This is a genomic window from Paenibacillus qinlingensis (assembly GCF_013204845.1).
Lineage (GTDB): Bacteria > Bacillota > Bacilli > Paenibacillales > NBRC-103111 > Paenibacillus_E > Paenibacillus_E qinlingensis.
This window is the reverse complement of the sequence record NZ_JABMKY010000010.1, coordinates 156,359-181,209: the sequence shown is the minus strand read 5'-3', so window position 1 is coordinate 181,209 and position 24,851 is coordinate 156,359. Positions and strand designations below refer to the sequence as shown.

Sequence of the window (24,851 nt, the reverse complement as noted above, 5' to 3'; positions counted from 1 at the left end):
AAGTCGGGAGGACCATCATGGACTCGAAAAAAACATTTTCGCGGCGACATTTCTTGCAATATTTAGGCTTAAGTGCTGTTTCCATTGCTTCCACCTATACAGGTCTCGCGGCATTCACACAAAGAGCTAGCGCTTCAGAGGACAACGATGCCTACGAGCAGTTGCCGGAAATATTCAACCCAACGTTACATACAGCGACTGATGCGGATCAGCTTCTTTTAAGCAACGGATTTTCCTATGGGGTCATAGCGGCATACGGGGATACGATCAACAATAGTGGTGATACTTTTGGCTTTAATAGCAACTACACCTCTTTCTTCCCATTTCCCAATTCAAAAAATGAAGCCTTCTTATGGGTCAATCATGAATCAGGTCAGTATCCTTGGCTCATAGATCGTTCAAAACCTATCGAGTGGGGTCAACAGAAACAGCTGCTTTATGAGCAAGGTGGCTCTTTATTACATCTGAAGAAGGATGCCTTCGGGTCTTGGAAGCTCGTTGACGATTCTCCGTTAGCACGTCGAATTTCAGGTTTAACTCCCATTGAACTGACAGGTCCGGCTAGAGGCACATCAACAGTTAACGGAGGTACTCGCGTCCAAGGAACATTCGCTAACCGTGGAGGCTCCAAAACGTTATGGAACACGCAACTAACTGGCGAGAATCACTTTGAAGCCACTTGTCGTGATGCCGGTTTAGCACTGTCCCATTATGGCTGGATCGTCGAGATCGACCCTTTCAACAAACAGAAGAAACCTGTTAAGCACACGGCTCTTGGTAGATTTCATCACGGCAGTGCCTCTATGACGTTGAACGCGAGCAATCAAATTGTTGTTTATATGGGGGAAGATTCACCAAGCGGTTTTGTATACAAATACGTAAGTAAAGACACATGGCGCGATGGCCAAGATACCGAAAACCTATTAACCGAAGGCATTCTATATGCTGCGGATTTCATTCAAGGTCGTTGGGTTGAACTTTCCCTTTCGAATGTCAGGAAAATGCTACAAAGCTTCACCTATCAAGTACCTGAGTCTATGTATAAATCAAAAGAAGTCCTGCTTGTGCAGTTCACATCCCAAAGTGATGTGCTTACCTATGCGAATGAAGCAGCACAAATTATAGGCGCTACGCCATGTGATCGGCCTGCAGAGCTTACCTTGCATCCCGTAGATAAATCTGTTTATATCACCTATACGCAGAATACTAGTCGCGGCAACCTTCACGGTCAGATCATCCGACTAAAAGAAAATGGCAGCACGACCTTTGAATCCGAAACGTTCATTGCAGGTGGACGACAAAGCGGTTTTAGTTCACCCGCGAGTTTAACCTTTGATAAAAATGGTAACCTCTGGGTCGGTTCGGATCTTGCCACTGATCAATTAAATACTGGGGCTTGGTCCGAATTTAAAAATAATGGCATGTATCTCATCCACCATTCAGGTGCCGCCAATAAAACAAAACAATTTGCTTCTGCCCCAACAGAAGCTGCGCTAAGCGGTGTTTCCTTTACCGAACTGCAGGATACGATATTCCTGTCTGTCAACCATCCTGGCTCAGCAGGCGCAGGAACGGACAAACCGACAAGCCAATGGCAGCACAAGTTTGGAGACAAAAACCCACGTTCAGCCGTTGTGATGATTACTCGTTAAAATAAACAAAAAGATCGTGTGCATGAAGCACACGATCTTTTTTTGCAAGCCAATTTCCGTTTAAATTCACGAACATTCACGCATTGACAACAAATAACGTTCGTATTATGATAGTCAAGGTAACGCTTATCAGCCGCATTACTATGAATCGTTCGTATATCCCTGAGGATTGGCTTGGGGGTCTCTAGAGGAAGCCATAACTTCCTAGCTACGACGGGTGCTCTTTTTCGCATACCCGTGTGGCTAGGTTTTTTTGCGTCCAAAAATAGCTGTTCCAAAGGAGATTACTGCTATGAAAGCTTATGATTTTATCGTTGTTGGTGCAGGACCTGCTGGTATTTTTGCTTGTTATGAGATGACATTGCTTCACCCTCGTGCGAACATTTTACTCGTTGACAAAGGCCACGATATTTACAAACGCAGTTGTCCGATTCTTGAAAATAAAATCAAACTTTGCCCACCTCCAGCTGGTAAGAAGGATTTCTCTGGTTGCCTCCCTGCATGTTCGATCACCTCCGGTTTTGGCGGAGCTGGTGCGTACAGTGATGGCAAATTCAATATCACAACCGAGTTCGGAGGCTGGATGACAGATTATTTGGCCCCAAGTAAAGTCATGGAGCTGATCCGATATGTGGATCATATCAATCTTCAGCATGGGGCTACAGAAAACATTACGGACCCTACAACAGAAGCCGTAAAAGATATTGAGCAACGCTCCTATGCCGCTGGTTTGAAGCTGCTTCGTGCTCAGGTTCGTCATTTGGGTACAGAACAAAACCTCATGATTCTCAAATCCATTTATGAATATTTGAAAACCCGCATTGATATGCAGTTCAAAACAGAAGTCGATGATATCATCACAACGAAAAAAGAAGATAAACATGTTATTCAAGGCATTCGTTTAAAAGATGGTACGGAGCTCCTAAGTAATTATGTCATGCTGGCTCCAGGACGAGACGGTTCGGCTTGGCTAACACAGGTTCTCAAGAAACGCCGACTCAAAATGTCCAATAATCAAGTCGACGTCGGCGTTCGAGTTGAAACCTCTGATGTCGTCATGCGAGAAATCAACGAACATTTGTATGAAGGTAAATTTGTGTATAACACATCGGTTGGAACACGTGTTAGAACCTTCTGCAGCAACCCATCTGGACATGTTGTTGTTGAGAATCACAGCGGCATTATGGCCGCCAATGGCCATTCCTACAAGGATCCTGCGCTTGGATCCGCCAATACGAATTTTGCGTTACTTGTTTCTCATAAATTTACGGAGCCTTTCGACAAACCAAATGAATATGCTAGAGAAATATGTAAGCACGCAAATGACTTATCTAGCGGTGGCGTCATCGTTCAGAAGTTCGGTGATATTATGCGAGGACGTCGATCCACAGCTGAGCGGATACGCGAAGGATTCTTAGAACCCACACTTTCTGAAGCAGTTCCAGGGGATCTTGGACTCGTTCTTCCCTACAATACGATGAAAAGCTTAATCGAAATGATCCACGCACTTGAAAAAGTAACCCCAGGTATCGCATCCGAACATACGCTTTTCTACGGTGTTGAAGCGAAATTTTACTCTGCTCGACCTAAGCTGAGTGAAAGCTTTGAAACGGAAATCCAAGGTCTCTTCTGTGGCGGTGACGGAGCAGGTATTACACGGGGATTAGCACAAGCAGGCGCTGCTGGCGTATGGGTTGCTCGTAACATTCCTCTGTAAATTATTTCCGAGGAAATAAGAGTTCTTTCGTCAAAATCAGCAAAGAACCAACATATTCGTCCTTAAAGGGAGAATTTTGTTGGTTTTTTACTATGAAAAAAGCCTTCCCTTGCCTCACATATTATGGTAAGATAAAACCGTCTTAAGTTATGTAAGCGTTATCATTTTAAGAAGGGGGCAAATAAAATGAATGTAGCGCTCGAACTCGAAGTACAGAATACGTATGAGGATTTTATTTTAGAAAAGGATATCATGTATTTCCGCGTTGGTGAACATGGTCTAGTCTCCTTTCATGGGAAGAACTACCATATCAAGAAACGCCTTAATACAGAAGAGATCCAGAGTATAACCTCAGACAGCTGCTTTTTCAAAGTAAACACAGATAGTTATGTGAACACTCGTAAAATTCAACATATTCAGGATGGCAAAGTATTCTTCGAAGTTAGAGGATCCGAATCCAAATACACGCCGATTACGAAGCTTCGCCAACATAGGCTGAAAGAAATTGTATTACAACAAAAAGCTGAAGCATAAGCACAGTCAAATCTAAGCGTAAAAAAGGAGCTAAGCGAATTTCATCGCTAGCTCCTTTCTTGTCTTACAGCATTATGAAATTTTCGCTAGTGTCTCTTGTTGATGCTCGCGGATCAGAAAGCGTATGTAATCGACGGTTGTATCTTTCACTTTTTTGGCTTCTTCCAACGTAGCGAAGCTGTATTCAGCATAATCTGTGCTTTCATACTTGTTCAACTCTTCATTGTTCATGCCAAGCGTGGAAAAGTTATGAATGAGCTCATAGGATGTTTTTGAATCCACATTTTTCACAAAAATATCTTTCGAAAAGAAAGAGCCTTGTTTCTCAACTTTAAAGATGACTCGAAACGGCTTCTCCTTATCCGAAACAAAACATTTAATGACAACGTCGATTTCCATCGTTTTGTAATCCACAGTGTGCTTCGGTTCCTGCATTGGCTTCTGCATCCATTTCTTCCATATCCCCAGCACAAGATCCCTCCTCACACATGAACTTATCCTCATATTGTAGCGAATCCCTAGTTAATTGACAACCCAAATGCTAGAATCTTTATAATATAAATAGTCGAATGAACTCATTTTAAGCCATTTCCTGCTCCTTGAGAGATTGTGTTGATAGTGAGGATTTATACTTCCAAGTGATGAATAAGCAGAGCAACCCCGTCAGAACCCCACAAGCAACGAATGCGCCATTCGCTCCGAATCGATCCGCTATGAACCCAGAGAACAGACTGCCAATCGGTGTAGAACCCGCAAATACAAGGGCATACACACTCATAACACGAGCACGATACTCATCCTTCGCATACATTTGAAGTGCCGAATTACTATTTGTCGCGAATAAAATATTAAAGAACCCTGTGAAAGCAAGTAGTGTACCACAGACCCAAACTGAGCCGCTCAGTCCATTAAGAATTAAGCATATAGCCACCATGCAGCTTGCTGCCATACTCAACTTCAGCTTCGGCCCTCGCTTACTACGAAAAGACATAGTTAGAGCCCCGGCTAATGAACCCACGCCTAAACAAGACATCAACGTACCGTAGGTCGTCTCTCCCATGTGCAAGACATTTTTGGTAAACACAGGAATAAGAATATTAAAGTTAAAAGCGAGCGTCCCAATAACGGTTACTAACAAAACAGTTGGTGAGAGAATTGGATCTTTGGCAATATAGACGATACCATCCTTAATTTCCTTCAGAATACCTTCCTTCGCTCTCATCTTACGTACGTAGGGCGCTGCCTCAATATGAATCAGACCATATAGCACAGCTATAAAGCTGACCCCATTTAGTAGAAAGCACCATCCTGCGCCTAACCAGGCCATCATGACTGCGCCAATTGAAGGACCAACAATCCTTGCCATATTAAACGTCGTTGAATTGAGCGCTATCGCATTCATCAAATCTTCTTTCCCCACAATTTCCACATTAAAAGCCTGCCTTGTAGGCATATCCAACGTATTATTTAAGCCTAGCAGCAATGCTAAGACCAGGATATATTCATATCGAACTGTATCCGTTAGTACCAATGTGGCCAACGCGAAGGCAAGTATCATCGATACCGTCTGTGTGAGTATAAGAATCTTCTTCTTCGGAAATTTATCTACGATAATACCCGCAAACAGCGAAAACAATAGAATCGGCAGGAACTGGCACGCAGCCACAATCCCAAGTTTGAGAGACGATCCCGTCAGTGTTAAAACGAGCCAAGACTGCCCGATATTTTGCATCCATGTACCGATCAACGAAACACATTGCCCTAACCACATATAGCGATAATTCTTGTGTGTCAACGCATGGAAATGGCGATCAATGAACACAGCCCCCGCAGCCCTCATATTCATCGGCCTACCTCTTCTTCAGCAAAGTGAGCCGCATTATGACCCATTTTCTCCAAAATCGTAAGGGCCATCCCCTTCTCTTCATCCGACATCCCGAACGTCAATCGTTCTCGCCAATCGGTAAGTACTTTCCGCACATCTTCTTTAATTCCGCGAGCTTTATCCGTCAATAAAACCTCGTAGCATCGCTTATCTTTTTCACTGACAGTGCGCGTTATGTAACCTTGCTCTTCTAGCTTTTTCAGCGCTTTCGCAGTCGTGCCTTTATCTATTTTCAAATAGTCGGACAGCTCTTCTTGCGTTAAACCGTCCTCTTTATACAACGCATTGAGGAAAATATGCTGACCTCTGCCTATCTCGAATCGCTTTAAATGCTCACCGATATACATCTGTCCGTACCGGTAAATTAGCGAGACCCACCGTGGAATCGAATTTCGTGTTTCAATCATTGCAACCCCTCCTTGTTTCTGAATGTATGGCTATACTAAAACTAACTAACAACTAACTAACTAACATCTAACAACTACTTAACTAAACCTGACTAATCGATCTTCCGAATCGTTGCACTTGCCACTAATTTAGTGTACGCCGAATACGTTGCATGTGCAACTAATTTTTGGCGGATTTTTTAATCGTCGCAGCGCTTAGGGTTGGGGAGCATATTTCGTGATCGTAGTGATGTTTTTCACCGTTACAGCGCGTCGGGCTGTTGATTTTGGGTACTATTGTAGCTGTAAGCGTGTTTTTCATCACTACAGCACGAGGAACAGGTGCTTTCGGCACTTTCCACAGCTGTAAGCGTGTTTTTTACCGTTACAGCACGAGGGGCAGGTGCTTTCGGCGCTTTCCACAGCTGTAAGCGTGTTTTTCACGGTTACAGCTCACGCCACAAAAAAAAGAGGCGCAAGTCGAAACTTGCCCCTCCTTTTTTCAACAATAGCGCCTAATGCTGCACGTCAGCGAATCTTATAGAAATTTCACGCAAACCGGTCGCGATACCGCTACAGTTTGCTCCGTCTCATGCAGCATCCCTGTCTCCGCATCCCTGCGGAAAACAACGATGCTGTTCGAGTTCTGATTCGCCGCGAGCAGGAACTCGTCCTGCGGCGAAAGCGCGAAGTTCCGCGGCCACTGCCCCCGCGTCGAGTGCCAACCCACGACCGACAGCGTGCCGCTGTCTCGGTCGACCCCATAAACCGCGATACTATCGTGTCCGCGGTTCGATGCGTACAAGAAACGGCCATCCTCTGCGAGGTGGATGTCCGCGCAATAGCTGACACCGTCGAAGTCCTCCGGCAGTGTCGACAAGTTCTGGACCGCGGCCATGCGGCCCGCGTCCGCCTCATAAGACAACACGGTCACCGTGTTGTCCAGCTCATTGATCGCGTACACATGCGTGCTCTCCGCGTTAAACACCACATGCCGCGGGCCCGCGCCCGGCTTGACCGCTGCTCCGCCATGCGGCAGCAGGTCCCCGCTATCCGCGTCAATGCGGCTAACGACTAGCCGATCAATGCCTAGATCAGCCGAAACAGCAAACCGATTGTCCGGTGACGGAACAATCGAGTGCGCATGCGGCGCTTCTTGGCGATCCGCTTGCGGTCCAAGCTGGCCCTCATGCTTGATCAGCTGCGTATGTTCACCCAAACCGCCGCCAGCCTCAACGGGAAACACCGTCACATCGCCGCTTAAGTAATTCGCCACATACACCCTGCGGCCCGTAGCATCCAAGCTAATGTAGCAAGGCGCTGAGCCGTCTGCCGGTTGTTGATTGATTTTGCTCAATCTCCCCGTACCCGCTTCAATCGCATAGGCTGCTGCCGAGCCTCCGAATCTTCCTTCATATGACACCGTTTCACTTACAGCGTACAAGACGGTTTTATCCTTGTTCACCGCTAGAAACGAAGCATTCGGCAAATCGCTGTACGTTTCAACCAGCGTCAATTTACCATACTGCCTATTAAAACTATATAAAGAAATGCCCACCGGATGCTGATCATCCGTATATGAACCAACATACACATATGCCTGTGCATTTTCATTTGAGTTTGTATTTGCCTGTGCATTTTCACTTGCACCTGCATTCGCACTCTCACGCTCATTTGCCATTACCAACTCTGCCTCCCATTCTCCCCTATAAGTAATCTTCCACTTTCCTTCGTTTCCCATAAGCCGTCACACACATCGCGATAATCGCACCATATAGGGCAAGCTCCATATCATGTTGTGCATCCCAAGGATCGCCTTGCGCACCCACGAATAAAGTACCGATCTCAGGTGCTACGATCATGGCGACCCACATTTCAATAAGCTCATAGAACGCACCCATAGCCAAAACGATAACACACGTCATCACATAAATCCATCTTCTCCCAAGTGTTGTCCATGACCGCAAACCTTCAAATATGGGATAGGCACATAGCAATCCGAAACTCAAATGAACAAGCCGATCAAAGTGATCCCGCTCAGACCCGAATAAACTCCGCAACCAAGGATCGAACCACGTCCCATTGTATGAAAAATGAGCCCCTACACTATGCAACAACAGGAAAATCGCCAATAAGCCATACGTTAAATTTGAAAATGTAAATACCTTATACGTAGCAATGAATCCAAGTAATGCAGCCCATGTCAACAGATTTTCTAACACCCAGTCCCCACGACTATGCGGCGCAATCGCCAACCATCCCCACACGCCCAGCCACACCACCAGAATCACATGCAGCATCCAATTGGTTTGAAAAGGTTTCTTATTCGCTTGATTTTGCATCTGCTCAGCCCCCTTATCGTCTCTACAGACTAAGAGTACCGTGCTAGCATGCCTTCCAAAAGTACTAACTTTTACTAGTACCAAGCCCGGGATCACTGATTTAGCTGAAGGAGCCTTTCATATATAAGCTGCGGAACTCACTCGGCGTCATGCCTTCATGTTCATGAAATCGCTGATTGAAATAGCTCGCAGACGTATACCCCGCCTCACCTGCGATGTCCTTGATCGGCCAATTTTCTTTCTCAATTAATCGCTGCTTAGCGAATTGGATTCGGCAAAGTGTAATGAACGACAGCGGCGTCATCGAGGTGGCTTTTCGAAATATTTTACAAAAATAATACGTAGTGACGCCCGTTAGCTCCGCCCACTCCTCAAGATTAAATGGCTCGCAAGCTCTACGCTGCATCTCTGGAAGCAAGGCTAGAATCCGATCCACCGATTCCGTCCCTCGATTGACCGTTAACGGTGACGCATAGCTCATGAATTCGCACAAAATCATATACATCAACGTGCTCAACTGCGTAGGGCGAAGTATTTGATGGGCTTCCCCTTCTAAAAGCAGTTCATTGAAAGCTTTCTCAAGCTCAGCACTTCTTTTTAACGTCCACAAATTGCGCAGAAATCCCTTTTCCAACAGGAACTCCTTGATCTGATCCCCATAAAAATGCACCCACCGAACATCCCATGGATCATCTTTCGAACTGTAATAACGCTGCTCTTGATAGGGCGGGAATAAGAAGGCATCCCCCTTTTGCAAAGTGTATAACTGTCCCTCGATCTCCACATACCCTTTTCCTGAAATAACAAAATGCAAACTATACGTTGACCATACGCCCTCTGGCCGCTCGACTTCATGTTGGGGCTCTTCGCTATACCAGCCTACGGATTCTGGGAATATGAAATACATGGATTGCTGTAACTTTGGTAACATAACATGTCTACGCATCGAATAAGACCTCATCTCTAATGACAATATTACGATAGTCGATTCAATATATTGTTATATTCATTTTAAATAACTCATTTTATAATAGCAATATAACGTTACACATTCCGCTAGAAAAAGGAGAAATACAAGCATGACTAAACTACGTTGGGGAATTTTAGGCTGCGCGGGTATTGCCATCCGTGCCTGTATCCCGGGGATTCAGCAATCGCAAACAGGTGTTGTAAGCGCAATCGCCAGCCGCAATTTGGAAAAATCACAAGAGGTTGCCGCCAAGCTTGATATCCCGAAAGCTTATGGCAGCTATGAAGAATTGATTGCAGATCCAGAGATTGATGCGATCTATATCCCACTTCCAAACCATCTACATAAAGAATGGACGATACGCGCAGCCCAAGCAGGAAAGCATGTACTCTGTGAGAAACCTGCTGCACTGACGGCAGCTGAAACCCAGGAAATGGTTACCGCTAGTGAAGAAGCTGGTGTACTGTTCGCTGAAGCTTTCATGTACCGCCATCACCCACGTTACGAGCGTGTGAAAGAAATCATGCAATCTGGCGAAATCGGAGATATTCGCGGTATTCACGGTGCATTTACATTCAGTAATCCAAATGATAGCAAAAATGTTCGTTTCGTCCGCGAATGGGGCGGCGGCTCAGTCTATGATGTTGGCTGTTACCCGCTAAGTGCGGCTAGATATCTCCTAGACCGTGAGCCTGAGGCTGTTACCACACATGCATTCTTCTCACCTGAGCACGATAACGTCGATATGATGATGTCTGGACTTGTAGAATTCAGTGGCAATGTTGCCCTCACGTTCGATTGCGGGATGTGGGCATCGTTCCGAAATACACTTGAGATTCTAGGATCCAAGGGACGCATTGTGATTCCATCCGCATTTGTAACACCAACCGAAGAATCCGGTCATTTCCAAGTTTATGTTGGCAACGAGCAGCGCGAAGAAAAAGTTCCTTTCCTTAACCAATACGCCCTGCAGGTTGACGATATGGCCTATGCGGCTTGGGGTGAAAAAGCGCAACGTTTCCCTGCAAATGATGCCATTCTGAATTTGAAAGTTATTGACGCTTGCTTGAAATCCGCAACAGAACGCGCTCGCGTTCAGCTTTAATATTTCAAACCGAGAGGCTGGAGAACATAGATGAAGCATATTCAGATTAAAGGATTAGATAAACCGGTATCCAAGTTGGTAATGGGATCTGACTTTTTCAAACTAGACAACCCGCATGAAGTTAGTGAAATCCTCCATCATTATTTGGCTATAGGCGGGAACACGATTGATACTGCTCATATTTATTGTGGTGGGCAAAGCGAGCAAGCGATTGGTATTTGGTTGGAAGAAACGGGGAAAAGGGAAGAGATGGTGATATTCACCAAAGGTGCTCACCATGATAGTAACGGCCCTCGCGTGAATCCGGAAGCCATTCGTCAGGACTTACTGACAAGTTTAGATCGGATGCGTACGGACTACATCGATTTGTACGGTTTACATCGGGACGACCCGGCAACACCTGTTGGTGTTATTGTTGAAGCCTTGAATGAACATCTAGAAGCTGGCCGTATTCGTGCTTTCGGCGGATCTAACTGGACGCACCAGCGTTTGCAGGAAGCGAATGAATATGCCGCACAGCATGGCCTTGTCGGCTTTAGCTTCAGCTCGCCTAACCTCAGTCTCGCTAAGCCAAATGAGCCGTTCTGGGCTGGCTGCGTGTCAGCAGATAGCGAGGCCTTGCGCTGGTACGAAGAGCAGAAGTTTCCACTGCTGTCGTGGTCTTCGCAGGCGCGCGGTTTCTTCACGGGCCGGTTCTCGCCGGAAGTCCGCGATAACGCTGATCTCGTTCGCGTATTCTACAGCGACGAGAACTGGACGCGGTTGCAGCGCGCAAAGGATCTCGCGCAGGAGAAAGGCGTCAGCGCGATCCAAATCGCGCTCGCTTACGTGCTAAGCCAGCCGTTCCCGGCGTGTGCGCTGATCGGAGCGCGCAGCGAGGCCGAGATGGTCTCCTGCCGCGATGGCGCAGAGCTCGTACTGTCGCCACAGGAGCTAGCCTGGCTTGATTTGACTGAGGCTACGGTGTAGCTCAGTCGGGGTTATACTTGATTGATATAGTGTAAAACGTATATATGGTTTATGGAGAAGTTGCGGAACGTCGGTCCGCAACTTTTTTCTTATTTTTTGCTAACCTCTTCCGATCAAGGAAGTTTATTTCCAGCTGCCAAATATAATTCATACCATTCTTGTTTGCTTAGCGATATTTCACTCGCCTTTGCCATTTCGGTTAGTCGCATTGCATTGGTAGTTCCCAAAACAGGTTGCATCCGTGCCGGATGTCGGAGTACCCATGCGATTGCAACGGCTGCGCTCGTCACAGATTTCACTTCAGCTATCCGATTTAGTGTCTTGTTCAACTCCGGATACAGATCATTATTCAAGAAAGTTCCTGCAAAAAAACCGTATTGCAATGAAGACCACGTTTGAATCGTCATTTCTTTCACTCTGCAATATTCCAGAATGCTGCCGTCCCGATTTATGGAGGCATCATGATTCATATTCACATTTAACCCTGTATCGACCATACCGCTGAATGCCAAACCAAATTGCAACTGATTGACGATCAGCCTCTGATTCAAATAACGGTGTAGCAATTCAATCTGCATGGAGTTATGGTTGCTGACTCCGAAATGGCGGACCTTCCCACTATGATATAACTGATCGAAAGCTTCGGCGACTTCCTCGGGTTCCATGAGTGTATCAGGTCGATGCAGAATAAGCACATCTAGATAATCTGTATGCAACCGTTGCAGGATCCCCTCTACAGAAGATACAATATAGTCTTTTGAGAAATCGTAATAGCCTTTCCGTATCCCGCATTTGGATTGAATAACTATGTCCTCTCGAGCAATCGGCAACATACCAACAGCCTTCGCAAAGACTTCTTCTGACCTGCCATTTCCATAAATATCAGCATGATCAAACAAGTTAATACGTGCGTCGAGTGCAGCTCCGATTAATTGAGCAACCTCTGAGGATTCCATTTCCGCAATTCGCATACAGCCAAGGGATATCTCCGATGTTAATAGATCACTTTTTCCAAGAGCCAATTGTTTCACGATAGCATTCTCCATTTCATTATTAAAATGTTATATTTTCTGAGCACAACTGTTTCTGTATTGTTGTGGTGTTTCCCCTAAATATTTTTTGAAGGAATAGGAGAAATACTGAGAATTTTCATATCCCAAATCTTCAGAAATATCCATAATCTTCAATTTGGTGCTTTCTAACATCTTTTTCGCATAATTCATCTTTATGACTATGATAAATTCATTTATCGTTTGTCCTGTTTCGCGTTTGAAAACTGCACAAATATAGGTAGGAGACATAAATACTTCGCTAGCGATCTCTGTTAGAGAAATATTCTCTTTAAAATGCTGGTTTACATAGCGTTTAATTCGTTCAACTAGCGTATTATGCTTTTTGTTATACTTAGCGCTATAGTAGTCAGCAATGCAGATTAGCATTTTGCTTACATGCGGTTTGATTTCTGTAATAGACTCAACCCTCATAATCGCTTGCAAAGCAATCATATAGTTTGTATTTACTTCCTCCACCTCATCTTCGGTTTCACAAATCTCGCGGTGAGCATCAATGACCAATTCCAAAAAACGGCCTTGAATATATTCCCTAGAAAATTGATTTACTTTGGAAAGCAGTGAGTAATACTCTTCAAATAATTTCATTACTTTAGGACATTCGCCTAGCTTTATTTCAACTAATATCATTAATATGAATAATAGAATTACTGCCGGTATAAAACTTGTAGCTTATTGCACTGCAAGCGCAACTATAAGATAGATTCGCCTTTTTGACACTCACACAGTTTCCAATGCCAATAGAAAGCGATATATCTCCGAAGTTAATTAACAGATGTTCAATTCCCTCGAAAATTTGATTCATTTTTTCTTCAGAACCGTACTCTTCGCCAAAAATAATGACAAATTCATTATCTTTTGTTGAAAAGCAAATGCCTGCTTGAAAGTTATTTAATGTTTGTTCAATGATGTTTCTAATGGAAAAGTTAAAAAACTGTACGCGCTCGACGCCTTCTTTTCTCACCCGATGTTCGTACTCATCCATTTTGGCAACTGCCACCGTGATGTCTTGCGTAATTGCAAACGGCAAATTAAAATACACTAAGCGTTCTTGAAGTTCGTCGTCGCTTTCCATCCCCTCTACAATAAGATTGGTTAGAAACTTATCTCGCATCAGAGACATGTTTTCTGAAAGTTGCGAAGTGAGTCGCTGAATAACCTGTTCACGTTGAAATTCCATTTCAATGGCATCCCGTGCTTTTTTTAATACGGAAATCACTTCTTTAAGCTGAATGGGTTTAAGAATATATCCAGCTGCTTTCACATTTAACGCCAGCCTAGCGTAATCAAAATCTTGTACACCGCTTATCAGAATGATTTTCGTTGGAATGTCCTGCTCCATAAGCTCTAACGCCACTTCTAACCCATTGCAAAATGGCATCTGTATATCTGTTACCAAAATATCTGGTCGAAGGTCTAGACATAAGTCCAGTGCCTTCTTGCCATGATCGGCAATGCCAACTACTTGCATGCCCAGTTCGGCCCAAGGAATTGATTCATGTAATATCTCAGTAACCAGGCAATCATCGTCTGCTAGTACTACTGTTAACATCGTTATCCTCCGCAGTATAATTCTTAGGAATCAGAACCTCGACCGTGATCCCTTCGGTCCTATTTTTTGTGTACCTAATCCCATATGATTCTCCAAAAGTGCTTTGAAGACGCCGATGGACGTTACGAATAGCAAATGAATTTTCTTTGGGTTCCGTAGATCCCAACAACTGATTAAGCGCTTCTACGTCAGCGCCGATGCCGTTATCGGTAATGTGAATGACAATCTTGTCATCCACTTGCTTAGCGGATACCTTTATCTCCAATTGAATCGTTTCAGGATGAAAACCGTGGATGATTGAATTCTCAACTAAAGGCTGAATAATTAACTTCACGATTCTACTTCTCCGGAATTCGCGTGGTATATCGATTTCATAATGCAGCTTCGAACCGAACCACATGGATTGGATCTCTAAATAACTATGGGTATGGTTGATTTCCTCTTCAAGCGTTATGATTGAACGGCCTTTGCTCAACGAATAGCGATAGAAATTAGCTAGCGATTTAATCATATTGCTAATGACCGGCGCATTATATTTGATGGCATACATATTTATCGAATCTAACGTATTATACAAAAAATGAGGATTAATTTGAGCCTGCAGAAATCGGAGTTGCGCATCTTTAGCCATCAGTTCGGCGTTCTGTTTTTTTAAGTCGCTAATTGTTAATTTCTCTATCAAATCTTTAATCTGACCCATCATCTGTTTATACTGCCGGATCAAATAACCGAACTCGTCTTTCTTATTATATTTAAGATGGATATCAAAATTATTTCCTTTTACCGTGCGCATAGAGGCTACCAGCTTCGTAATCGGACTCGAGATATAACGTGAGAGGATGAAGGCTGCTAGAAGCGCCGTTGTCATACAAATCACGAGGATGACTACAACAATTCGGGTCAATCGAATCTGATCTGAATTAATTTCTCTTAAATTCGTAATATTCAATATTCGCCAGTTGATATTATCCATCATTTTGGAGGTTACGAGCACTTTGCCCCCATCCGAATCCATAATTTGTGATTGGCCCACGTTCAAATTTAGTTTCCGAATAAAGTTTTCTTCCATTTTGGATAACGGGTCGCTGCTCAGAATAATTTGATTGTTAGGGTCCAAAATATATATTTTACTTTCTGGTGAAGGCTTGTAGTTTGAAAGCACACTGTTGATTGATTTATTTTCCAACTCAATTTTAACCAAGGCTGCATATTCATACTTATCTGCATTCTTTAAACTGAATATCCGTCTTGCCACTATGATATGATCGTGATCAGGACGAGCATCGATGACAAAATTTTTGCTTTTGCTGTTCACATACCACGGTTCATTCTCAACCTTAGAAATATCTTGAACCTTAGAAGAAATATCATACTTGCGATATTCCGGCCTGTTGATTAAATAAATCGTAGGTACGATTGCGGAAATCGGGGAAGCATAATAATTGGACAAATAATAGCTGTCTAAGGCACGATCCAACTTAATAATTTGTTTGACATTATCGGATAGGTCCTCCGTCGGACTCTCGCCCACCACCTCTTGGATCATTGGATTTAACGAGATTAAGGTGGTCATCTCATTGATAAATTCCAGCCTTTCTTGCACAATTAACCGTGCAGAATCCAAGTTTTTCTCAATGAGTTCACTCATCTTCTTATTAATAATTCCGGTTGAACCCATGTATACGATAACCGTGATAATAACAGAAGGCACTAAGATAGATGCGAGGAAATACAACACCAAACGATTACGAATATTCATACGTGATTTCCACTGGCGCTGGCCCCTTTCCAATTAATCACCGTTCAAGTTCAGTATAACAACAATATTAAAATAGCCACAAGATAGCGCATACAACTGCATAACATTTTTAACTTTTTCCCTCAAGTTTTTATATTTTATTACGTTTATAAACTTGCTAACATAAATACGAAAGCGCTTCACAATACCACAAAGGGGGCAACAATTTGAGAACAAACTTTTCAAAATCGCAATACCGTCTTAGTCTCGCATGTCTGTGCGGTGTATTGGTTACTAGTGTTTTAGCTGGATGTACCAACAGTTCAACTAACACAAGCAGTTCACCAAACAGTAGTTCTGGAACTGCATCCGGGACAAAAATGGAAACGGTAAGAGTGTGGACGAATGACGCATCCTACAAACCCGTTATGGATCCCATTGTTGAGAACTATAACAGAGGCCAAGGCTTAAAAGATGGAATTAATATCGAATACAAAGTATATGGAAGCAACTATGACGACATCTTAAAGGTTGCACTGGCAGCCGATCAAGCTCCAGAGCTTTATAAATTTGTCGGTACAGTCAAAGAACCTTTCATAAAGTCAGGATGGATGCTCCCGATTGACGATCAGCCAGGAGGCAAAGAATTCCTGAGTACGTATAAGGACATTTTGATTAAAGGATATACAACGTTTAACGATAAATCCTACAGCGTTCCTTATAAAGTGTTGACCACGAAGTTTATGTACAACAAAGACTTGCTGAAGAAATCTGGATTTACTACCCCTCCAGCAACCTGGGATGATGTCGTTGCCTATGCAAAGAAAATTACACAAGACAATAAAGGCAGTGCTTACGGATACGGCGTACATTTGAAAGATTCTGCTTCATCAGGAAAATGGTACTTCGCTACTCAGTTTGCAAGTTCGGTTGGAAACATGGGATTCGACTTCTCTACCGGTAAATTCGCATTTACAAACTTTGCAGATAATATTAAAAAAATACTCCAAATGAAAGCTGATGGCAGCATATTCCCCGGCGGGGAAGGGATGGATAACGATTCGCTTATGGCTCAATTCGCTGCAGGAAGAATCGGGATGCTGCCAGGGGTAAATTGGGATGTCACTGCACTCGATAAGTTTTGGAAAGAAACCGGAACGAAATTCGAGCTTGGCGTCACCGATACACCCGTTCTGAACCCAGCAGATAAACATAAAAACTATGCTCAGATCGCAGATGTACTTTGTATTGGACCTAGTGCCAAAAAGATGCCTGAGAAAGCGCTGAAGGTTTATGCCTTATTCCACAGCGACGAGGTTCTGAAAGCGATTCAAAATAATGAAATCGATTTCGTCGCAAGACAAGATATCCAAGCTCAAGCACCTTCTAGCTTTAAAAAAGCAGGAACTGCTGAATTCGGGAACACATCTAATTCCTATTTCGCGCCTACTCCACCCGACGGTGTCATTACCATTGAAGGGCAGCCCTATCAAAATACAATTATCAATCTCATTGCTGGGCCGGCAAATGCAGATGTCTCTAAAGTGCTTACCGATTTAACCAATCGCTATAACACAGCACTTGATAAGGCGGTTGCAGGCGGACTCGATCTTAACTTGTATGTGAACAAAGACTGGAACACCAAGTCTAAGTGACATGAGCGTACATCAATTGAAAGTATGGTAAAGCCATAAGCCATACTTTCAATTCTCAAGAAAGGAGGCATCACACGTATGAATGGTATTTCACGTGGGAAGACAACTCGGAAATATTTCACTCCAAATCGAAAAGATACCATGCAAGCCTACTTCATGCTGGCACCGATGCTCATTGGATTTGCTTTGTTTACTATTTACCCGATGTTATGGCTTATTCAATGGTCGTGGTTTGACTACAACGGTATTTCAACACCAAAGTTCATTGGATTTGACAACTATGTTCGTGCATTTATGCGGGATAGTCACTATTGGCAATCATTGCTGAATACATCGTTTATTGTTGTGCTCAAATTCGTACTTGAAATTCCCCTTGCTTTGTTTCTAGCCGTTGTTTTGAACAGTAATAGGAAGATTAATTCCTTGTTTCGAACGATCTTCTTCTCTCCGACCATCGTGAGTACGGCCATTGTCGGTATCGTTTTCTTCTTAATGTTTGAGCCCTTTCAAGGCGCAGTTAATCAATTGCTGAAATCGGCTAACCTTATTGATTCCCCCATTAATTGGTTTGGAGATAAGTGGCTTGCTGATATCGTTATTATTGTCGCTAGTGTTTGGAAAGGTTTTGGCGTTAACATGATCTTCTTTATCATGGGTCTTCAAAACATTCCTCAAGATATTTACGAGTGTGCAGACATTGACGGGGTAACGAAATGGAAAAAATTTAAAAGCATTACCCTGCCTATGCTTGCTTCTACAGGGAAAGTCGTGATGATGCTCTTCATCGTAAATAGTATAAAAATGTCCGATCTGGTTTTAGTCCTAACCAATGGGCAGCCTGGCGGTTCAACAGAGGTCGTCATGTCCTACACCTTTAAGTTTTTCTTCTCCTATGGTGCAGCGGACATGATTAGCCAATACGGATATTCTTCAGCGCTTGCCGTCATAACAGCCCTCATATTGTCTATCGTAGTAGGTCTGTATATGACCCTTACCAGAAATGTTGGAGATCATTATTAAGGAGAATCGAAAGAATGAAAACTAGAAAAGCAATTGAAGCCATACCACTCTATTTCTTTCTGTTTCTGCTCGCCCTAGTAGTGATATTTCCGATCTTTTACGTTGTTATTAGTTCGTTGAAAAACACGGCAAGCATATTAACATCTAGCTCTTTTTTTCCTGAAACGATTACCTTTAAAAACTATGTGAAAGCTTGGAACTTATCCAATTTCAAAGTGTACATATGGAACAGCATCTACATGTGTACGTTCATCGTCATTGGGACGATCATTACTTCAATCTCTGCGGGCTATGTGTTCTCGCGCGGACATTTTATGGGGAAACGCTTATTGCTTGCTTTAATCACCTTCTCCATGTTCATCTCCGCAGGCAGCTTATATCTCTATCCACAATTGAATATTGCAAAAATGCTGCATTTGAACAACTCGCTGTGGGGCGTCATCATTATTTACATTTTCGGAATAAATGTTACGAATCTCTATCTAGCCAAAGGATTTATCGACGGAATTCCGAAAGAGATCGACGAAGCGGCCAAAGTAGACGGTTGCAGCTTTTTCAGAATTTTCTACAACATTATTTTCCCGCTGACCAAACCCCTGATTGCAACCGTTGGTTTGTTGGCCTTTATGAATTCGTGGAATGATTACCTCCTGCCTATGGTCTTTACCTTAGGAAATCCAGAAAAGCAGCCTCTCGTCGTTGGCATTGTGTCCATGAAGACCTCTGGAGAATCCGTAACCTCCTGGGATTTAATGATGGCCGGCACCGTGATGTCGGTTCTGCCAATGTTAGTTGTATTCATTGCCTTGAATAAATATTTTGTCGCTGGACTGACTAGCGGAGCGATTAAAGGCTAATTGTTCATTTGGTTTGTGACTTCCTAACCTATAACTCGATAAGAATGGAGAGATTACGATGCAAAACAAATTGATGACAGGGGTTCTCCCTGCACTGGTCACACCATTGGATCATGAAGGGAATGTGAAGACGGAGCTGGCTCCAGCTTTAATCGACATGTACGTCAACCAAGAGGCAGATGGCTTATACATGCTGGGGTGGACAGGTGAGGGCCAGTATTTAAGTGTGGAAAAAAGAAAACAATGGGCCGAAGCGGTATTAAAGGCTGCCGAGCATAAATTGCCTATTTTCGTTCATGTGGGATACAACGAGAATTTAGCAGATTCGATTGAACTCGCTGCACATGCTGCCGAGCATGGCGCATATGCCGTAGCATCTGTTGGTATTTCTGAACAAGCCACATTGCAAGATAACGTCGATTACTTTAAACGTATTTCTGCTGCCGCACCCAACACCCCCTTCTATATTTACTGGGTAGCAATGGGGAAAACGCTGACTGGAGGGCAAAGCATCGATCCTTTACTGCTCCTCGAGGCCATGGAAGAAGTTCCTACTTTTCGGGGCATTAAATTCACAGACAATAACTTTTATTTCTTAGAAAGATTTAAAAAATATCGCCCCGATCTCAACATTTTAACTGGAGCTGATGAACTGTCTGTTTGTTCACAGCTCATGGGAGCTGATGGCAATATCGGAGCTCTACAAGCCGTTACTTGTTATCACCATAAAATAATCATGGAAAAAACGAACGCAGGACTTTACGAAGAAGCAAGAGCACTTCAATATCGCGCGAATGAAGTCACAGAGGCGTATTCCAAGGCCGCAATCGGAAATTTACCAGGGATCAAATTGTTAATTGAACAAATTTTCCAAATTCCTGTTGGCTACTGCTCACCAACCGGCCCCTTTAGCGGGATCTATCATTCCGCCGATACGGCTGCTGAACTTATCGATACTTATAGGAAAAACATCCTGGTTAAAGCATAATATTGTCTTCCAAATAAACATCAAACTAGCCCCAATACCTGTGTGGTATTGGGGCTAGTTTTTGTTGCGTTCAAGGGGATCCCTTTTTCCTGTAGTTAGCTAAAACCGATTTCCCTTATACTTCGTTACCTATATGAGAGTACATATAAAGGAGTTGGATGCTTTGAACAAATGGATGTATGCAAGCATCTTTGTGATCGTCATTCTCGCTGCTACAGGGTGCAGCAAACAAGAAGCCGAACCAGCCGCCAGCTCACCCACCCCTGCGGCCGCAGCAGTCGCGAGTTCACCGACTCCGACACCGGCGCCTGCAGCTACGCCGACACCAGTGGCCGCCGCAACAGTTGCACCAGCAGCGTCGGCAAGCCCTACGCCTTCAGCTAGCGCAGCACCGCAGCCTCAAGCTACGGTGATACCTGCAACGCCTGCGCCTACAGCAACACCGGCTGTCGCGACACCTACGCCTACGCCTGCGCCAACCCCCGCGCCAGTGGCTACACCTTCACCATCGCCTACCGCTAAGCCTCAAGCTACGGTAAGCGCCGCCGACTCCAGCGAGAAAGCCCAGTTGCTGTACAAAAGCAACTGCCTGTCCTGCCATGGCGCAGGTCTTACAGGAGATTACGGACCGAATCTGACTAAGGTCGGTGCGCGCAGGACGAAGGAACAAATTACCGCGCAAATTATGAACGGGAAGATCGAGATGCCCCCTTTCAAAGACACCTTGAAAGCCGACGAAGTCGAAGCCTTAGCGAATTGGCTTTCGGGCATGAAATAGGGGTAGCTCTAAGGATTAACTGGATTTTCTACATCTATTTCCGAGGAAAACTAGCTTATTGGGAGTTTAACTGGATTTCCTGCTTCTATTTTTGCACAAAATTACCCGTTTGCCGATTTCGCTCGTAAATAACGGGAGGAAATCCAGTTAGTTTACGAAATCACGGCATTTCGCTTGAATTAGCTGCAGAAAATCCAGTTATTCAAAAGCTGTGCCATCCTTCGGGGACTTTCAACCGATCGTACGATGCGCTGCCAGGTTTACAAAAAAACGAGCATCCCTCTTTGAACCAAAGAGGGAATGCCCGTTTTTCTTCTCAGCTTATACCGATCCCAATACTTTCTTCCCTCGCGGTTGGCTGCCATTTGGATCCGGTTCCAAGGTAACACCGATGGAATCGATATTCAAACTTTTGGCATGCACATCATAAGACAATACACCTACCCCTTTATTATCCACACGCAGCGTTCCGCAGTTATACTTCTTCCCATTGTGATTCAACCAGACCTGATAGGTCCAATCACCACTCGTTTCATTCAGACCCGATAAGTTCACGACAACTTTATGAACATCACCGTACTGCACGACCCAAGCTGTTCCTGAGGCTGCTGGCATGGAAGTGTCCGCTGATGTCAATTTGAAGGTATTGACAACCTTTGAAGGCTCACTTATTTTACTTGCTGTTTCCTTGGTGTGAAATACATCATAGTTCCATATCGCACCTACAACGATACCAAGCACAACAACGGCAGTCGCACCATACAACCATACAAATGAACGCCGCTTAGGAATTGGTTTATTAGTGGTCTCTACTTTATGGATTTCTTTTTTATGAATCTCCTCTTTATCGATCGGTTCTTGACGAATAGCTTGCATCACTTGCCCCTTCAAATCCGGCGGAACTTCCACTTCTTCCATTTGGTAAGGGAGTGATTGCCAGACCGCCTGTAATTCAGGCAATTCTTCGCTGCAAGTGACACAGGTGCGCAGATGCCGTTCGAAAGCCGCACGCTCCCATTCCGTGCATTCGCCTGTTAAATAATTGATCAGATAGCTGCAATCAACAGGTTGCTGCTCTTTCATCTGTCATCCCCCCCTCACTGCTGTCAGATGCTTGCGAAGTATTTTTAAACATTGATGAAGCCTGCTTTTCACAGTTCCAACCGGTTCATTCTTTTTTGAAGCAATTTCGCTAAGCGAGTAGCCTTCCCAGTACATCATCTCTATTAATTCAATTTGATTCGTAGATAAGTGCACATACGCTTCTTGAATCTGCTCAACCACCCATTTGCTGGACACAACCGACTCTAGATCCGGTTCCCCCGAAACGAGCGATTGTTCCCACTCTTTAGGCTCAAATCGAATAATTTGGTTCTGTTTACGATTTTTGCGCACATAATCAATCGTAATATTGCGGGTGACTGTAATCATCCAGTTGACGAATCCGCCTTTACTGGCATCATAGCCTGTTTCGGTTGTCCAGAGTCGCATAAACACCAATTGCACGATTTCCCTGGCTTCCTGCTCATTCTTCATAGATTTCATGGCAAACGAATACACGAGCTTGGCATAACGATCGTAGAGCTCTTCTAAGGCAGGATGCTCTTTGGCCATAACCAGCTTCATGAGTTCCCCATCTGTTCGATTTCGCATAACGTGGCACTCCCCGAGTCGAAATAGAAGACAAATTCACTCTATCAACCATATCATATTTGTAGCTAAAATGGACAAAACACTCCAACCTTTCTGCCTAAGCAGTCGGTTGAAGTGCATTTTCATTTCTCATCTTCAATTCTTCACGCTTATCTGCTTTCCGTTTTAAGCGGATCAAGTACGAACCATACTTTCCCGACATTTTGTCCCGTCGTCTCGCCAGGGTTGGTATCCTTAATCCAGTAGTACAACGGCCAGCCTTTGTACGTATTCTGCATCTTGCCATCGCTACGTGTGAACACGCCAAAATCACTTGCGTTCAAGTCACTCGACACGGTCAGATGCTCATCATAGTAGATTGGCCAGTTGACTAGACATGACCCCACACATGCATTGACATCCCCTTTATCCTTCGTGAATAGATAGAGCGCCATGCCATTACTATCAACGAGATATGTACCGAGTACGTCGGATTTGCTAGTTTTCACCGAACTGTTAACTGCCTTCGTACCGCTGAATTTCACGGGATCGATGACGAACCAGACATTTCCTACATTTTGCCCCAACGTATCGCCCATCTTTTTATCATCTACCCAGTAATACAGAGGGAAGCCTTTATATGTCGTTTGTTTCTTCCCATCAGCGCGAACGATTGTACCGAAATCAGCCTGGTTTACTCCCGTTAGTGCAGCCACATGATCGGCATAGAACAATGGCCATTTTTCCAAACATTTACCAGAACAGTTACTTACGCCCTTCGTGTCTTTATCATAATAATACAGCGCCAGGCCATTCGTGTCTGTGAAGAAGTTACCAAGATCCGCTTTTGTCCCCAAAGCGATCCCTGCCGAAGGCTTAATTACATACCAAATCTTGCCTACCGCATCACCTAATGCATCGCCAGCCGCCAAATCACCTGCGAAATAGTATAGCGGCCAACCTTTGTATGTCAGCTGCTTCTTGCCGTCTGCACGTACGAAAGCGCCAAAATCAGCCGAGTTAAAACCAGCAGGTACGATCAATTTATCACTATAATAAATCGGCCATTTCGTCAGACAAGTATCCACGCAAGAATTCACATCTGCAGCATCCTTCGTGAAATAATAAAGCGTCATTCCTTTGGAATCGCTCAGGTAGCTTCCTAATGCCTCATTTTTCTTCAATTGCAGTGAGGTATAAGTAAGCACGTTCAGCTTATCCGCAGCGACAATTCCTTTTTCTGATAAAAGGGTTGCTAACGATTTGCCTCCATCTTTCAGCGTAGCCTGCAAGGCTTCAATCGTTGCGGTCGCTATGTTCATATTCACGACATGCTGTGCACTTGCGATTTTAGATAAACCCTTCTGCCCTGCATAATCAAGTACTTGAGCAAACTCAAAATCCGCACCTTGCTTGTAACCCAAAGCTTCCAGCAAAACCTTGTAATAAGCCTGAGCTGTAATACCAGCTGTTGGATCAAACAGATCACCGCCTGTTCCTTGCCAACCGAGCTCAGGATGCGCTTTCAAATAACCAAGTACCGCCTGACCTTCCTTGTACACGAGGCTCACATCTTTAAAATTATCCGTTCCACGATAAGCCAGAGCCTCCGCTTCCAACCCTTTTAGACGAAGATACATGATGGCCGCTTGATATCTCGTTGTCGACTTCCCCAAATATTCAGGCGTAAGCCCGCTTCCTTCACCTTGCAGAATACCGAGATCACCGGCAATATCGGTTTCCGATTTGACTTGCACTTGCTCAGCCGCATGGGTTGTCAAAGCTGTCAAACCGAAGACAACGCCTAAGAGCATACAAACTGAAAGTACGACTACTTTAAAATTTCTCATTCTGGCTATTCGCCTCCTTCAATGGGATGAAGCAATCTCATTACTGTTGAATGCTTTTCCTCTTAAGGTAACGAGCCCTGCATGTTATCGGTTTGATGCACCTTCAAAATTTTTTAGAATTGCACACTTCAAGCAAAAATAACTACAAAAA

The 24,851-nt window shown here is 44.1% G+C and carries 23 protein-coding genes and 1 riboswitch; of the genes, 10 read left to right on the top strand and 13 right to left on the bottom strand.

Annotated elements, in window-relative coordinates; genetic code table 11:
• The first annotated feature begins 17 nt into the window (after positions 1 to 17).
• The 3 genes from HQN88_RS19360 (at position 18) to HQN88_RS19350 (ending at position 3,903) form a co-directional block, all read left to right on the top strand.
• The gene (locus HQN88_RS19360) at positions 18 to 1,652 is read left to right on the top strand and encodes a PhoX family protein (protein ID WP_173115547.1); all 1,635 of its coding nucleotides are present in this window, start codon (positions 18 to 20) and stop codon (positions 1,650 to 1,652) included.
• A gap of 132 nt (positions 1,653 to 1,784) precedes the next feature.
• Positions 1,785 to 1,883, top strand: a riboswitch (purine riboswitch).
• Between the two features lie 61 nt (positions 1,884 to 1,944).
• Positions 1,945 to 3,369 carry an NAD(P)/FAD-dependent oxidoreductase gene (locus HQN88_RS19355; protein ID WP_173115545.1) on the top strand — a complete coding sequence of 475 codons (1,425 nt, stop codon included), beginning with the start codon at positions 1,945 to 1,947 and terminating at the stop codon, positions 3,367 to 3,369.
• A 186-nt stretch (positions 3,370 to 3,555) separates the two neighbouring features.
• A complete protein-coding gene (locus HQN88_RS19350; protein WP_173115543.1) occupies positions 3,556 to 3,903 on the top strand; it encodes a LytTR family transcriptional regulator DNA-binding domain-containing protein in 348 nt (115 codons plus the stop codon).
• A gap of 72 nt (positions 3,904 to 3,975) precedes the next feature.
• On the opposite strand, the gene HQN88_RS19345 is transcribed toward HQN88_RS19350, so the two are convergent.
• The 6 genes from HQN88_RS19345 to HQN88_RS19320 form a co-directional block, all read right to left on the bottom strand.
• Positions 3,976 to 4,374: a hypothetical protein gene (locus HQN88_RS19345; RefSeq protein WP_173115541.1), complete on the bottom strand. Its 399-nt coding sequence runs from the start codon at positions 4,372 to 4,374 to the stop codon at positions 3,976 to 3,978.
• A gap of 109 nt (positions 4,375 to 4,483) precedes the next feature.
• Complete coding sequence (locus HQN88_RS19340; protein ID WP_246320330.1) at positions 4,484 to 5,749, bottom strand: MFS transporter; 1,266 nt, start codon at positions 5,747 to 5,749, stop codon at positions 4,484 to 4,486.
• The gene (locus tag HQN88_RS19335) at positions 5,746 to 6,195 is read right to left on the bottom strand and encodes a MarR family winged helix-turn-helix transcriptional regulator (protein ID WP_173115539.1); all 450 of its coding nucleotides are present in this window, start codon (positions 6,193 to 6,195) and stop codon (positions 5,746 to 5,748) included. The genes HQN88_RS19340 and HQN88_RS19335 overlap by 4 nt, the downstream gene beginning before the upstream one ends.
• A gap of 517 nt (positions 6,196 to 6,712) precedes the next feature.
• Positions 6,713 to 7,855 (bottom strand): lactonase family protein, encoded by a 1,143-nt coding sequence (locus tag HQN88_RS19330; RefSeq protein ID WP_173115537.1) that lies wholly within the window; start codon positions 7,853 to 7,855, stop codon positions 6,713 to 6,715.
• Between the two features lie 25 nt (positions 7,856 to 7,880).
• The gene (locus tag HQN88_RS19325; RefSeq protein WP_246320329.1) at positions 7,881 to 8,516 is read right to left on the bottom strand and encodes a DUF2238 domain-containing protein; all 636 of its coding nucleotides are present in this window, start codon (positions 8,514 to 8,516) and stop codon (positions 7,881 to 7,883) included.
• Between the two features lie 100 nt (positions 8,517 to 8,616).
• Complete coding sequence (locus HQN88_RS19320) at positions 8,617 to 9,462, bottom strand: helix-turn-helix transcriptional regulator (RefSeq protein ID WP_173115535.1); 846 nt, start codon at positions 9,460 to 9,462, stop codon at positions 8,617 to 8,619.
• Between the two features lie 133 nt (positions 9,463 to 9,595).
• Between HQN88_RS19320 and HQN88_RS19315 the strand changes: the two genes are divergently transcribed.
• Positions 9,596 to 10,591, top strand: coding sequence for a Gfo/Idh/MocA family protein (locus tag HQN88_RS19315; RefSeq protein WP_173115533.1), 996 nt, complete (start codon positions 9,596 to 9,598; stop codon positions 10,589 to 10,591).
• Positions 10,592 to 10,621: 30 nt separating this feature from the next.
• Positions 10,622 to 11,560, top strand: coding sequence for an aldo/keto reductase (locus HQN88_RS19310; RefSeq protein ID WP_173115531.1), 939 nt, complete (start codon positions 10,622 to 10,624; stop codon positions 11,558 to 11,560).
• Positions 11,561 to 11,673: 113 nt separating this feature from the next.
• On the opposite strand, the gene HQN88_RS19305 is transcribed toward HQN88_RS19310, so the two are convergent.
• The 4 genes from HQN88_RS19305 to HQN88_RS19290 are packed head-to-tail and all read right to left on the bottom strand — an operon-like array spanning position 11,674 to position 15,941.
• Positions 11,674 to 12,591 (bottom strand): aldo/keto reductase, encoded by a 918-nt coding sequence (locus tag HQN88_RS19305; protein WP_173115529.1) that lies wholly within the window; start codon positions 12,589 to 12,591, stop codon positions 11,674 to 11,676.
• A gap of 30 nt (positions 12,592 to 12,621) precedes the next feature.
• The gene (locus tag HQN88_RS19300; RefSeq protein WP_173115527.1) at positions 12,622 to 13,218 is read right to left on the bottom strand and encodes a helix-turn-helix transcriptional regulator; all 597 of its coding nucleotides are present in this window, start codon (positions 13,216 to 13,218) and stop codon (positions 12,622 to 12,624) included.
• Between the two features lie 28 nt (positions 13,219 to 13,246).
• Positions 13,247 to 14,182 carry a response regulator gene (locus HQN88_RS19295; protein ID WP_173115524.1) on the bottom strand — a complete coding sequence of 312 codons (936 nt, stop codon included), beginning with the start codon at positions 14,180 to 14,182 and terminating at the stop codon, positions 13,247 to 13,249.
• Complete coding sequence (locus HQN88_RS19290; RefSeq protein ID WP_173115523.1) at positions 14,154 to 15,941, bottom strand: sensor histidine kinase; 1,788 nt, start codon at positions 15,939 to 15,941, stop codon at positions 14,154 to 14,156. The genes HQN88_RS19295 and HQN88_RS19290 overlap by 29 nt, the downstream gene beginning before the upstream one ends.
• Before the next feature lie 206 nt (positions 15,942 to 16,147).
• Between HQN88_RS19290 and HQN88_RS19285 the strand changes: the two genes are divergently transcribed.
• The 5 genes from HQN88_RS19285 (at position 16,148) to HQN88_RS19265 (ending at position 21,218) form a co-directional block, all read left to right on the top strand.
• Positions 16,148 to 17,575, top strand: a complete 1,428-nt coding sequence (locus tag HQN88_RS19285; protein ID WP_216855758.1) for an ABC transporter substrate-binding protein — start codon at positions 16,148 to 16,150, stop codon at positions 17,573 to 17,575.
• Positions 17,576 to 17,653: 78 nt separating this feature from the next.
• Positions 17,654 to 18,595 carry a carbohydrate ABC transporter permease gene (locus HQN88_RS19280; RefSeq protein ID WP_173115521.1) on the top strand — a complete coding sequence of 314 codons (942 nt, stop codon included), beginning with the start codon at positions 17,654 to 17,656 and terminating at the stop codon, positions 18,593 to 18,595.
• A 14-nt stretch (positions 18,596 to 18,609) separates the two neighbouring features.
• Positions 18,610 to 19,452 carry a carbohydrate ABC transporter permease gene (locus HQN88_RS19275; protein ID WP_173115519.1) on the top strand — a complete coding sequence of 281 codons (843 nt, stop codon included), beginning with the start codon at positions 18,610 to 18,612 and terminating at the stop codon, positions 19,450 to 19,452.
• Between the two features lie 58 nt (positions 19,453 to 19,510).
• Positions 19,511 to 20,440, top strand: a complete 930-nt coding sequence (locus HQN88_RS19270; protein ID WP_173115517.1) for a dihydrodipicolinate synthase family protein — start codon at positions 19,511 to 19,513, stop codon at positions 20,438 to 20,440.
• Between the two features lie 163 nt (positions 20,441 to 20,603).
• Positions 20,604 to 21,218 (top strand): c-type cytochrome, encoded by a 615-nt coding sequence (locus HQN88_RS19265; protein WP_173115515.1) that lies wholly within the window; start codon positions 20,604 to 20,606, stop codon positions 21,216 to 21,218.
• A 321-nt stretch (positions 21,219 to 21,539) separates the two neighbouring features.
• On the opposite strand, the gene HQN88_RS19260 is transcribed toward HQN88_RS19265, so the two are convergent.
• The 3 genes from HQN88_RS19260 to HQN88_RS19250 all read right to left on the bottom strand — a co-directional run bounded on the left by HQN88_RS19260 (position 21,540) and on the right by HQN88_RS19250 (position 24,700).
• The gene (locus tag HQN88_RS19260) at positions 21,540 to 22,301 is read right to left on the bottom strand and encodes an anti-sigma factor (RefSeq protein WP_173115513.1); all 762 of its coding nucleotides are present in this window, start codon (positions 22,299 to 22,301) and stop codon (positions 21,540 to 21,542) included.
• Between the two features lie 3 nt (positions 22,302 to 22,304).
• Positions 22,305 to 22,871: a sigma-70 family RNA polymerase sigma factor gene (locus HQN88_RS19255; protein WP_173115511.1), complete on the bottom strand. Its 567-nt coding sequence runs from the start codon at positions 22,869 to 22,871 to the stop codon at positions 22,305 to 22,307.
• Positions 22,872 to 23,020: 149 nt separating this feature from the next.
• Positions 23,021 to 24,700, bottom strand: coding sequence for a hypothetical protein (locus tag HQN88_RS19250; RefSeq protein WP_173115509.1), 1,680 nt, complete (start codon positions 24,698 to 24,700; stop codon positions 23,021 to 23,023).
• Positions 24,701 to 24,851 lie beyond the last annotated feature (151 nt).